This window comes from Micromonospora citrea (genome assembly GCF_049629545.1).
GTDB classification, from domain to species: Bacteria; Actinomycetota; Actinomycetes; order Mycobacteriales; family Micromonosporaceae; genus Micromonospora; species Micromonospora citrea_A.
On the sequence record NZ_JBNADX010000004.1, the window covers coordinates 20,789 to 33,467 of the forward strand.

Consider the following 12,679-nt stretch of genomic DNA (forward strand, 5'->3'; position numbering starts at 1 on the left):
GGTCTCAGAGCCGGTCGACAGCGGTACGCAGTAGTCGCGTCACGTTGTCGGCCCGCTGCGCCGGCTCGGCGTTCGTGCTGAGCAGGATCTGGTAGTTGAGGAAGACGACCTGCTCACCGTCGCGGGTGCCGGCGGTGACCCCGAGCGGGCTGCTGCGGATCAGGAACGCCTCGTCGCCGAGCCCGGTCACCGGTTCGCCGGTGCCTCCCCAGCGCGCCGGCGAATAGAACGACCGTCCGGTGTAGACCTGGAGGTGGAGCTGGTGCATCGCGCCGTCGCGGCCCACCCAGACACACTCGCGGGTCGACTCCTCGCCGCTGTCGACCGTGGCGGCGGCGCCGAACAGGTCACCGGCCTCGGCGATGGTCAGCAGCTCGCAGACGGCAACTGCGGTGGCCCCCTCGTCTCGGGCGGGCTCCGCCGGTCGGGCCGACTGGGAACCACTGGACACCGCCGTCGCTTCCCCGGCCGGCACCCGGGTGTCGTCCGGTCCGCCGCAGCCGACGGCTGTGAGGGCGCACGCGACCGCGAGGAGTCGTACGCCGTACCGTCGGATGATCGCCATGGTGCCCACGCAGATCACTGCCGTCCGGCGGTGCTGAAGCTGACCCGGCGACGCCTGGTCACGACGAACAGCGCCACTCCGGTGCCGAGCAGGACCAGTCCAGCGATGGAGATCAGTGCGGTCTGGGCGCCGGTGATCGGCAGTTGGCCGCTCGCACCCGGCGGGACGATCGCGCCCGGCGTGGTGACGCTCGCGCTCGGCGTGGTGACGCTTGGGCTCGGGTCGGCGCTCGGGCCAGCGCTGGGGCCCGGGTCGCCGCTGGGGCTCGGGCTTGGCTCGACGGCACAGTCGGTCGGCCGGACATGGGTGCCGGTCAACCAGGTGGACCAACCACCGCCGGCCCGCGGGCCACGGACGTAGAACGGGTCGCCGTCGACCAGCGGCAGCTCAAGCGCGGTGCGACCGGGAGCGAGCGGCGCCACCTCCCACGGTGGGTAGCCGTCGGCGAGGACCTGGATTCCAGGAACCGGCCGGGTTCCCTCGTTGCTGAAGGACAACACCAGCCCGTCGCAGCCGCTGGTCGGGGTGACGGTCAGCAGCGGCGCGTCGGTGCAGCCCTCCGGCGTACGGTGCAGGTAGCTCGATGTCGGCAGGCCCTCGCGCCGGATCTCGAACAGGTCACCGTCGCTGGCGCCGTACTCCGCGCTTCCCCGGGAACGCATCGAGAACTCGTCGATCACGGCGTCGTTGCGCACCACCGTGGTCTGCCAGGCGTCGTCACCTCCGATCGTCCCGGTGTCCCAGGAGAAACCGACCGCCCCGCAGAGGTCCGCGAAGTTGACCATCGGCGGGTCGGCGACGGCCGGCGTGGCGGTGCCGAGTAGCAGACCGCCAATCGTCATGAGTGTTGCGGCGGTGAGAACGGACGATCTGCGACGCATGAGGGAAGGCCCTTCGAAGGGAGGCGTGCGGTGGCGAGTGATCGGCACGGTGGTCGGGTCGTCCGAGCCCACCACTGGCGCTGGTGATCCAGCATGAGTGCCCGGGTACTCAACCGCGCCGAGCTGAGCCTCCATGCGGGCCGAGGGCTGCCCGGAGCTCCGCACGGCCAGAGACACCGAGCTTGGCGTACGCCCGATGCAGGTGGTTCTCCACGGTACGTTCCGACAAATGCAGCCGGCTGGCGATGCCCCGAGCGGATTCACCACGGGCAGCCGCCAACGCCACCTCCCACTCGCGTGTGGTCAACTGGCTGACCGGGCCGCGGCGTCGCAGCGCCGGAGTGCTGGCCGGCTCGCCGGTCGACACCAACTGCACCTCGGCGAGCAGGTGCGCGCCGGCTGCCACCGCCGGATCGCCGCCGGCCGACCCGGGAGCCCTGTCGCGGGTGGCGACGCCGGTTCGGGCGGCGGCCTCAGCCAGAGCGGCGGCCTCGGCGGCGTGCAACGGCATCCCGTACCCGGCGAACTGCTGGGCCACATTCAGTAGTCCGGCCGGATCGGCGGCCTGCGCGGCGGCGGCGTACCGGACCACGGTGTGACCGAGCAGCCAGCCAGGAGGCGGCGGATACGCGGCGAGTAGCGTCACCGCTCGCGCGCCGGCACCGAGCCGCACCAGATCGAGTGCGCCCAGCGCCCCTGCACCTACCGCGCCGAGCCGGCCGTGTTCGGCGACCGACGCCGCCAGCACGCCGATACCGACGCCACCGTCCCCGACGACTGCACCCCGCCAGGCGTACGCGCGGGCGACGTCGATGTCGAACAGCCGCATCGAGCGTGGTCCGCCCGCGTAGCGGTGCAGATCGGCGGTGAGACCCTCGATGTCGGCGTCGGTGCCGAGTTGCGCGGCGGCCTGCAGTCCAACGGCGACGGACCAGCGGCACACCGGACGGAGGCTGATCTCTTCGGCGACCAGCTTGGCTTCCCGCGCCCAGCGCAACGCGGTGCGTGGCCGGCCGCGGACCAGAGCGATCTGGCCGAGCACCAGTGCGTGCAGCGCCTGGCTGACCGGGTTGGTCGGATGCAGACTGGCCTGGTAGCCGTGTTCGGCGAACTCCAGGGCAGCGGCCGGGTCGGGCCGGTAACAGCGCAACGCGGCAGCGGCGGGTGACGCGCCGGCGGCCTGCAGCTGGCTACCGCCGATGTTCCCGCCGGTCAGTGGCATGGTGTGCGCTATCAGTGCCTCCGCCTCGGCGTACCGGCCGGCGACCAGCAGAGCGCCGCCAGCCGCGCCGCTGGCCGCCAAACGGGCCGGCATCGGTGCATCGCTGCCGATCACCGCCAAGGACGGTTCGATCACCGTGCAGTCCAGTTGCACCGAGCGAAGGTACAGGTCGAACGCGGCCAGTGGGCAGGCCGCCGGGTCGCCGGCGGCGGTCGGGTCCGCGCCGGTCACCCGTGCTCGGTCTTGGCGGGCACGCTCGACGACGCTGCGTGCAGCGGGTACGTCGTCCATCGCGTGTACCAGGATCTCGGCGTGTTCGACGGCGACCAGCAGCCGGTCCAGATCGCTCTCGGCCAACCGGGCCAGCTTCGTCAGCTCGGCGCAGCGGGCGAGTGCCTCGCCGACGCGGCCGAGCTGCACCAGCGCCCGTACCGAAACCAGCCCGGCGGCGACGTCACGGTGGGCCTGGAAGGCCCGGTCGGCCAGCCGGTACGCTAGGGCGTACTCCCGGTTTCTGGTCGCCTGTTCCGCGGCGGCCAGCATCACCTGCGGGTTGACCGGGCCGCCGGCGTCGAGCCGCCAGCGGGCGACCCGCAGCCGATCCTCCCCGCACCCGGCCGATGCCGAACAGGTCGTCTCCGGCTCGGACGCGTCGGCGAGCCGCCGCAGGTGCCGCAGGCGGCCGAACGCCGGGGTGCCGGCACGCAGCAGTTCGCCGTAGAGCGGATGGCTGAGCCGGACCACCGGCGGGTCGGCGGGGCTGACGGAGAGGAGACCTCGGCGTTCCAGGGCCTCCAGGGTGTCCTCGGCGACGAGGGCGACCGCCAGCCGCAGTGGGACCGGCTCGCCGGCGGCAAGCAGTTCCAGCGCGTCGCGTTCGGCCGAACAGGTGGCGGCGAGGCGGTTGGCCAACAGCTCGGTCAGCCGGGGTACGGCGGTCATCGGGCCAGTAAGCCGCCACAGCCCACCGGTCTGGTCGAGCAACCCGGCCTCATCGGCAGATATGACGAGCTCGCGTAGGAAGAGCGGGTTGCCGGCGGCGGTGTCCCGCAACTGGCGCAGAGTCCGACCCTCCACTGGGCCGCCGAGCAGGGCGGTCAGTAGCGCCTCGGACGCCAACGGGTTCAGCGGCGCGAGGTCGATCCGGACTACTCCGGCGTCTTTCCACAGGGCCGTGACCGCATCCGGGACCGACTGATCGTTGCGTACGGTCGCCAGCAGGGTGAGAGTCCGGTCGACAGCGGCGTGGTGCAACACCGCGAGAGAGACCGGATCCAGCAGGTGCGCGTCGTCGACTGAGAGGATCACCCGGCCCTGCTCCTGCGCGGCGATCCGGCGTAGCCCGAGCAGGCCGACCTGCACCGGGCTGAGGCTGGTCTGGTCAGGCCCCGGCGGGCCGAGCAGACCGGCCAACGCGCCGAGCACCAGCTCGGCGGAGTCGGCGGCGCCATGGACAGCGAGGGTTCGCGCGCCGCGTACCCGTGTGATGGCATCGTGTCCGACCGCCTCGCGGGCGAGCCGGCTCTTGCCGACGCCGGCTGATCCGGCGATCAGCGCGCCCGGTCCGTCCGAGGCACGCAGCGACTCGACCGCCGTGGCCAGCTCCAGCTCACGGCCGATCAGCGGCGACTCCTGCACCGGCCGGGCCATGGTCGGCACACTAGTCGCCCGCGGCCAACCGGCAACGATCCGATGCAGGGGAGCGATGTGGAGTCGACTACCAACCGTTCCTTGCCCAAGATCCTCGATCTGCTCGAAAAGGTCTGGACCATCAAATCAGAGCCGGAACCTCAAGCCGCATAACTCCCGCTGGCCTCAAATCCTTGGCCCGTCCCGCACCGTAACCATTACCGCGCTCGATGGAAGGCCGAAGCTCCCCGGGTCTCGCACATCGTGTCCGAGGCGCCGGCCAGCGACGGCGGGAGGTTGGGATCGCCGTGCCCGCGGGGCCGGGGGTGGGGATGGCTGCGTGTGTTTCGTCGAGATCGTTTGGCTGACGGTAGGAGATGCCACCCGCCGCTTCGTCGTCTGCGAGATTCGGTGGACCGCTGATGGAGACCCGCGACCTGCGTTCGCATTGGTAGAAGGTGCCGGCAAACCCGAACCCACAGACGACGGCCCGACAGAGAGATCCATTCAGATGAAGGAGCGCGAGGGTGGCGAAGCTGTGGATCGGCGTGGACATTGGCAAGACCCACCACCCGTCGCCGCCGTTGATGGCGACGGTCGGCTCGTCTACTTCCGCCGGGTCGCCATCGACGAGACCGCCCTACTCACCGTCATGGCCGAGGTGTCGACACACGGCCGGCCGGTCTGCTGGGCGGTCGATGTCACCACCGGCCTGTCCGCGCTGCTGCTGACCCTGCTGTGGCGCAGGCAGGTCCAGGTCCGCTACGTCTCCGGCACCGTCGCGTTCCACATGGCCGCCGCGTTCGCCGGGGAGAACAAGACCGACGCCCGCGACGCGGTGGTCATCGCCCAGACCATCCGCATGCGCCCCGACATCCCGATCCTGGAACCCTCCGACCGGCTGCTTGCCGAGCTGACCGTGTTGACGGGCTACCGCGCCGACCTCGTCGGCCAGCGCGTCGCGACCCTGTTCCGGATGCAGGAACCCCTCACCGGGATCAGCCCCGCCCTGGAACGTGCGGTCGACTTGAACCGGAAGGGGCCGATGATGTCCTCGCGTGCTGGCAGACCCCGGCGGCGATCCGGCACGCCGGCGTCGACCGGATCACCGCCCTGCTCCGACGCGGCCACGTCAAGATCGCCATCCAGGTCGCCGAAGCGATGGTCGCCGCCGCCCGACAGCAGACCGTCACCCTGCCCGTGCAACGCGCCGCCGCCGTGGTGGTCGGCTAGATGGCCACCGAAATCCTCGCCCTCGAACAACGCATCGCCGCTGTCGACGACCTCATCGCCGAGCAGCTTGACCACCACCCCTTAGCGCCGATCATCGGGAGCCTGCCGGGCATGGGCGCCCTGCTCACCGCCGAACTGCTCGTCCACACCGCCGGCATGACCGAGTACGACAGCCCCGCGAAACTCGCCGCCCACGCCGGCCTGGCGCCCGTTTCCCGCGACTCCGGAACGGTCTCCGGCAACCATCGGCAGCCTCGCCGCTACCACTGAGACTGCGGCACATTCTGTGGATGGCCGCGTTCACCGCCGCCGGGGAATTCCCCACCTCCCGCGCGTACTACGAGAAGAAACGCGCCGAAGGAAAAAACCACCGCCAGGCCATACTCGCCCTCGCCCGACGACGCGTCGACGTCCTCTGGGCACTCATCCGCGACCGCAAAACCTTCGCCCGGCCGACGCCGGCAGTCCGCGCCGCAGCCTGAACCAGCACGCTCCAAGCCGACGCGAATCCATCGCGCCGGCCACTCCGCCCTGCCCGCCAAGATCAATGGGAGTCACATGGAGACTCCGGGTGTGGTCCTGGGCTGGGCGAACAGGGGTCCGGGTGACGTGGGTGAACGTGGGTCACTCCCTGCCACCCCAGGTGAACCCGCAGGTCGCTAGACTAGGCCTTCGCGCCCTCGTAGCTCAGGGGATAGAGCATCGGTTTCCAAACCCGACGCTCCGTTTGTGTCCGCAGGCTGATGACCTGCGGCTTCTCTCTTTCCAGGCGTCCTGCGCCGGTCGCACGTGCGTGTCGCTGTGATCGCCTGCTGAAGCTCAGCGGAAGTGCATAAGCGCTGCTCAGCCTCACTTCCCACGGAGCGCCGGGTTGGCCTCATGCGACGTGCCGCGCCCGATTCCGACGCCGGGCCTCGCTGTGAGACACGGCCAGCAGGACTGGACGAGCGATACGAGGACCTATCTGGTTACTGCCGTTTTAGTGCATCTTGTCGGTTTGAAGCATGTTTGCACCGCTACACTCCGGTCCGAGGCTTTTGGGTGCTCATCGCGAGCGTCGGTACAGCTTTCGCGTTCTGAATCTCTGCCCGCTGGCGGGCTTTATTGGTGGGGGAATCCGTGTCGAGATCCGTTTGGCTCGCGTATCGCGTGCGTCGTCGGTCCACTGCGATGCTGATGGCGGGGGCCGTCGCCGCTACGACGATCCTTGTCGGCGTCGCGGGGGCGCCGGCCTGGGCCCAGTCTCCGGTGCCGTTGGGGGTTGCCGAGACCTACGGGGTGTTGGCCGGTCAGGCGGTCACCGACGTTCCGCCCCCCGTCGGTCCTTCGGTCATCAACGGGGATCTGGGTGTCTGGCCGGGCACGTCGGTCACCGGGGCTCCCGTGGTGAACGGCGCCACGCACATCGGCGACGCAGAGGCGATGCAGGCCCAGTCCGATCTGACCACGGCGTACAACTTCGCCGCGGCCGAGCCCACGACCAGCACGGTGGGCGAACTCGGCGGGCAAACCCTGGTCGCCGGGGTGTACACGTCACCCGCCACCATGTCTCTGACCGGCACCGTCACGTTGGACGGGCAGAACGATCCCAACTCGGTGTTCATCTTCCAAGCGGGGTCCGATCTGATCACCGCGGTTGACAGCCGGGTCAGTCTGGTCAACGGCGCCCAGGCGTGCAACGTGTTCTGGCAGGTCAGCAGCTCGGCGACCCTGAACACCCGGACCGTCTTCGTCGGAAGCATCCTGGCGTTGCAGTCGGCGACTCTGGGTGAGGGAGCCACCGTCGCCGGACGGGTGCTGGCCCGCAACGGCGCCGTCACGCTGATCCACAACACGATCACGCGACCGTTCTGTGCCGCATCCATCGCGCCCCCGACCATCTCGAAGGCCTTCGAAGATGCGACGATCCCGGTTGGCGGGACGACGTCGTTGAGTTTCACTCTCACCAACCCCAACGCGGGTACCGCGTTGACCGGGGTCACTTTCACCGATGCGCTACCCGCCGGGCTGGTGGTGGCCACTCCGAATGGTCTGACTGGTTCGTGCGGTGGTGGCACGATCGCCGCGACGGCCGGTGGTGGCAGCATCAGCCTGGCTGGTGCGACGCTGCCGGGTGGTGGGAGTTGCACCTTCTCGGTGAACGTCACCGCTACGACCAGCGGTACGAAGGTCAACACGACAAGTCCGGTGGACTCGAACGAGAGCGGCCCGGGCGCCGTCGCGTCGGCAACCGTCACGGTCGGCGCGGAGGTCGTCGCGCCACCGACGATCGCCAAGGCTTTCGATGACGCGACCATTCCGGTTGGCGGGACGACCGCGCTGGGTTTCACCCTCACCAACCCGAACGCGGATACGTCACTGACCGGGGTCGGTTTCACTGACGCGTTGCCTGCGGGGTTGGTGGTGGCCACTCCGAATGGTCTGACTGGTTCGTGCGGTGGTGGCACGATCGCCGCGACGGCCGGTAGCAGCAGCATCAGTTTGGCTGGTGCGACGTTGCTGGCTGGTGGGAGTTGCACCTTCTCGGTGAACGTCACCGCTACGACCAGCGGTACGAAGGTCAACACGACAAGTCCGGTGGACTCGAACGAGAGCGGCCCGGGCGCCGTCGCTTCGGCAAGCGTCACGGTTGCCGTCGCCACACCACCGACGATCTCCAAAGCCTTCGGGGCCACGACCATCGCCGCGGACGGGACGACATCGCTGAGCTTCACCCTCAGCAACCCGAACGCGAGCACGCCGCTGACCGGAGTCAATTTCACCGATGCGCTGCCTGCGGGGTTGGTGGTGGCCACTCCGAATGGTCTGACTGGTTCGTGCGGTGGTGGCACGATCACCGCGACGGCCGGTAGCAGCAGCATCAGTTTGGCTGGTGCGACGTTGCCGGCTGGTGGGAGTTGCACGTTCTCGGTGAACGTCACCGGCACGACCAGCGGTACGAAGGTCAACACGACAAGTCCGGTGGACTCGAACGAGAGCGGCCCGGGCACCCCCGCCGCGGCGAGCATCACCGTCAGGGTTGCGGAAGCACCGACAATCGCCAAGGCATTCCAGGACCCCACCATCCCGCTCAACGGAACGACGGCGCTGGAGTTCACCCTTACCAACCCCAACGCGAACACGACGCTGACCGGTGTCAGCTTCGTCGACAACCTTCCTGCGGGGCTGGTGGTCGCCACTCCCAATGGCGCGGAGACCGACTGCGCCTCCGGCACGATCACTGCGACTGCCGGGAGCAGCACCATCAGCCTGTTCGGCGCCACCCTGCCGGCCAACGCAAGCTGCACCGTGTCAGTCAACGTCACCGGCACAACCACCGGAACGAAGGTCAACACCACCACTGCCGTCACCTCGGTTCAGAGTGGTCCGGGCGCCCCTGCCTCGGCAACCGTCACCGTCGGCGCGGCGGTCGTCGCGCCACCGACGATCGCCAAGGCTTTCGATGACGCGACCATTCCGGTTGGCGGGACGACCGCGCTGGGTTTCAGCCTCACCAACCCCAACGCGGATACGCCGCTGACCGGGGTCGGTTTCACTGACGCGTTGCCTGCGGGGTTGGTGGTGGCCACTCCGAATGGTCTGACTGGTTCGTGCGGTGGTGGCACGATCACCGCGACTGCCGGCGGTGGCAGCATCAGTTTGGCTGGTGCGACGTTGCCGGGTGGCGGGAGCTGCACGTTCTCGGTGAACGTCACCGCTACGACCAGCGGTACGAAGGTCAACACGAGCGGCCCGGTGGACTCGAACGAGAGCGGCCCCGGTGCTCCTGCCTCGGCAAGCATCACAGTCGGCGCCGTCGCAGCACCGACGCTCGCCAAGGCATTCCGGGACGACACCATCCCCCTGAACGGGACGACGTCCCTGCGCTTCACCCTCCGCAACCCCAACCCGGCGACGTCGCTGACCGGAGTCGGTTTCGTCGACAACCTGCCTTCGGGTCTGGTGGTCGCCAATCCCAACGCCGCGCAGACCAACTGCGCCTCCGGCACGGTCACCGCGACTTCCGGCGGCAGCAGCATCAGCCTGGCCGGAGCGACCCTGCCCGCCAACGAGAGTTGCACGGTGTCGGTGAACGTCACCGGCAAGACCGCGGGGAAGAAGGTCAACACGACGGCCGCCACCTCGATCGAAAGCGGTCCAGGCTCTCCTGCCTCGGCAAGCATCACGGTCCGTAAGGGCATGCTGCCCGTCACCGGCAGCCGGATCTCGACCTACGCCACGGTCGCACTGACCATGCTCGGCCTCGGTGGAATGCTCATCGTGATGAGCCACCGGCTGGTCCGGCGTAGGCGCCAAATCGCCTAGTGCCTCGTCCTGAGCGTTGATCGTGTAATCGGTCGGGGTTCTCAGGACCTGTCGGGGTATCGATGGCCGATGCGGCGCAGGGCGATCGTCGGCGATATCCGCCCAGGGGCAACCGGCGCCGGACATGCCCCCTTGTTGAGGTGACCAAATGGAGTGGGGGCCGCACCGAGACGAATCGATGAGCACACCCGCGATTGGGTCTGCGTCATCACCCGGTGCGGCCTCCGTTCCCTCGGCCAGCCGTTCTCCTGCTGGTTGCTGGCCAAGCTGCGTGACTACCTGATCGAGTCGGGCTCAGTCACGGCGATCAGAGTCGCAACGATCCGGCGGATCCTGCACGAGCGAGGGGTGTCCTGGCAGGCCACGAAGATGTGGAAGACCAGCAACGGCCCCCTGGCCAGGCCTTGGCGGCCCGTAACCCGTCCGACTACGGCCACCCTGATCAACCTCGGCATGCTCCTGTTCATGGACGAGGAGGGAGGCGCGGTCGTGCCGATGCTGATGCTCGGAGCGTCGGGCCTGGCGGCGGCGCTGCTGTGGGTTGCCGCCCACCTACACCGACGAGGGCCTGCAGGCCGTGCTGCAGGCCCGCCGCCAGCGAACCGGCCTCCCGTCCTCGTGCTGTCCCAGTACGTCGAGCAGTTCTACGCCCACGAGTTGCTCGCCGGCGGGCAGGGCGCCATCGGCAACTGCTCTAGGACCGGGTCACCAACACCGAGCAGTTCATCGACACCGTGCGCCGGGTCGCCGCCGGCGGCACGGTCATGGACCCGCACGTCATCGTGAAGTTGTTGTCCTGCAGCGAAGCGCGCGGCACGATCAGCGCCCTCACCCCGCGCGAACGAGACGTACCCGAACTCACGGCCGGCAGTTGCTCGGCGACGCGGGCTTCGGAGCCGTGGCGGCGGGTGTGGCGCAGGTGCGTAACGCGATCACGGGCATCCAGGGCGGCCTGGGAAGTCTTGCCGGTTCGATCGGTGAGGCGACGAAGGCCGCCGCGGCGGTGCCGAACGAGGCCACCCCGCAGGAGACGATCGCCGGGCTGGCGCCCGTGCAGAGCCCGTGGACGCCGCTCGTGACGCGGCGACCGTGGCCATCACCGGAGTCGGTGAGGCGCAGCAACTCGTTGCCATGGTCCTGGAGGGCGGGCAGCCCGGGCCGCTGCTGCAGGCCCTGGACGGCATCAAGCAGGTCCTGGTGCTGGTCGTTCAGCGCACCGGCGGGGCCCGGCAGGCCGTCGAAGCGGCGATCGCGCAGGCCCGGCAGTTGGGGTCGTCGGGAAACTGACGGGGGAGTTGGAGAACGAGTGTGCCGAAAGGGTCGCCGGCAAGGGGTACCGGGTTCACCAGGACCCCACGAGGTAGGAGGTGGCGGCGCGCGACTCGAAACCGGGGATTCTGGGAGGCCGGATGGCTGTCGAGTACCGGCTGACGCTGGCGGGCGACATCCCACTCGAACAGGTGGCGGAGCTGGCCGCTCCCGGAGCGGTCGGGACGCCCACGACGTCCGGCGGCCGGAGACTCAGCGCCGACCTGAACGACGAGCACGGGGTACGTCGTGGACATCACCGGCGGCAGGCACGGCTACTACCGCGCCGAGGACGACGATGGTTCCCAGTGGCAGTGGGAGCCGACGACCTACGTCGACGTCAGCTTCTACATGCGCAAGGACACCCTGGTCGACAAGGGCAAGCCCCACATGCTTGCCACCGTGGCCAGAATCCTCACCGACAGGGCCGAGGACGCGGCCCCAACCTTCAACGGCGACGTGCTGATGTTGACACGCGTCGCGGGGACCACTCAGACGCATAACGTCGACGGATGGTACGACGAGGAATACGGCAGGATTCGTTACCTCTGACGCCGCTATGAATCGTTGCGGCGAGGGCGTGCTCTGGCTCCCGCCGTGCCTGAGGTCGTTTGCAGCAGCATCGCGCGTATCCACGAAGAAGCGCGGGTCGGTAAACGCCGAGTGGGTGCGATCGTGCAGATCGTTCGTCGAGACTGAGGAGAGACGTCAAGATGGCTGTCGAGCTCAGACTGACACTGTCGGGCGACCTCCCTCCCCCGGGACATCATTTTGATCTCGTGGCAGCGGACACCGCCGACAGGCTGAGGCCGACCGGCACCAACCCGCGGCTGTTCAGTGCCCGCCTCTACGACACCCGCGGGTACGCGCTGACCGTCTCCTCAGGGAGCCAGGGCTATTTCGATGCCGAGGGCGACGACGGTGCCCGCTGGGAGTGGGAGCCGGAGACGTACGTCGACATCGACTTCTCCATGCGGGCAGACGACCTGGTCGACGAGGGCATCCCGAACATGATGAAGGCCGTGGCCCGGGTGTTGGCCGCCCGGCAGGAGGACGCGGCGCTGGTCCAGAACGGCAACTGGCTCCTGCTGACCCGCGTCGAGGGCGAACTCCGCAGACACCGGCCTACCTGGTGGAGCCACTACGGCACAGGCGACCTCATCATCACTTAATGAACCAGCCGAGCGCGGGTGACCCGCTGACGGACGGCGCGGCTTCGACCCGCCGTCCGTGGGCGACGTCGACGTCGTCTTCCTCGACCCGACGGACCTGACCCGCGACAACGACGACCAGCCACCGCGCGGCTGATGGCGAGCTGGCCGGAATCCCCCGTGGGAGGCGGCGCCCAGCCGGGGGAGCGGGCAGCCCCACATGATCCTCGATGATGTGCGCGGTGTGTGCTCTCCAGCGGATGCCAACCGGGGTGAACCGGTGCCAACGCGGTCACCGTGGCCGACCGCCGGTCGCAAACCGGGTCCGTGTGCTCGGGGTGTGCTCCTGGGCTGCTACAACACGAGTCCGGGGAACGTGGGTGAA

General features: G+C 69.1%; 6 protein-coding genes and 3 pseudogenes. 6 read left to right on the forward strand and 3 right to left on the reverse strand.

The genetic code is table 11. The features are described from left to right. Positions 1 to 4: 4 nt before the first annotated feature. From ACPFP2_RS06280 to ACPFP2_RS06290, 3 genes are all read right to left on the reverse strand, one after another. On the reverse strand, positions 5 to 565 hold the full coding sequence (locus ACPFP2_RS06280) for a DUF3558 family protein (RefSeq protein ID WP_424087019.1): 561 nt from the start codon (positions 563 to 565) through the stop codon (positions 5 to 7). Between the two features lie 14 nt (positions 566 to 579). After that, complete coding sequence (locus ACPFP2_RS06285; protein ID WP_424087021.1) at positions 580 to 1,407, reverse strand: LPXTG cell wall anchor domain-containing protein; 828 nt, start codon at positions 1,405 to 1,407, stop codon at positions 580 to 582. Between the two features lie 148 nt (positions 1,408 to 1,555). Continuing rightward, positions 1,556 to 4,318, reverse strand: a complete 2,763-nt coding sequence (locus ACPFP2_RS06290; protein ID WP_424087024.1) for a LuxR C-terminal-related transcriptional regulator — start codon at positions 4,316 to 4,318, stop codon at positions 1,556 to 1,558. A gap of 506 nt (positions 4,319 to 4,824) precedes the next feature. Between ACPFP2_RS06290 and ACPFP2_RS06295 the strand changes: the two are divergent. The 6 genes and pseudogenes from ACPFP2_RS06295 to ACPFP2_RS06320 all read left to right on the forward strand — a co-directional run bounded on the left by ACPFP2_RS06295 (position 4,825) and on the right by ACPFP2_RS06320 (position 12,315). Further along, positions 4,825 to 6,012, forward strand: a pseudogene (locus ACPFP2_RS06295) (IS110 family transposase). A gap of 694 nt (positions 6,013 to 6,706) precedes the next feature. Then, the gene (locus ACPFP2_RS06300; protein ID WP_424087026.1) at positions 6,707 to 9,835 is read left to right on the forward strand and encodes an ice-binding family protein; all 3,129 of its coding nucleotides are present in this window, start codon (positions 6,707 to 6,709) and stop codon (positions 9,833 to 9,835) included. Positions 9,836 to 10,090: 255 nt separating this feature from the next. Further along, positions 10,091 to 10,621: a hypothetical protein gene (locus ACPFP2_RS06305; RefSeq protein WP_424087029.1), complete on the forward strand. Its 531-nt coding sequence runs from the start codon at positions 10,091 to 10,093 to the stop codon at positions 10,619 to 10,621. A gap of 97 nt (positions 10,622 to 10,718) precedes the next feature. Continuing rightward, a pseudogene (locus tag ACPFP2_RS06310) lies at positions 10,719 to 11,122 on the forward strand (DUF6244 family protein); the annotation flags it as partial. A gap of 122 nt (positions 11,123 to 11,244) precedes the next feature. Next, a pseudogene (locus tag ACPFP2_RS06315) lies at positions 11,245 to 11,695 on the forward strand (SitI3 family protein). 161 nt (positions 11,696 to 11,856) lie between these two features. Beyond that, the gene (locus ACPFP2_RS06320; RefSeq protein ID WP_424087031.1) at positions 11,857 to 12,315 is read left to right on the forward strand and encodes a SitI3 family protein; all 459 of its coding nucleotides are present in this window, start codon (positions 11,857 to 11,859) and stop codon (positions 12,313 to 12,315) included. The last annotated feature ends 364 nt before the right edge of the window (positions 12,316 to 12,679 follow it).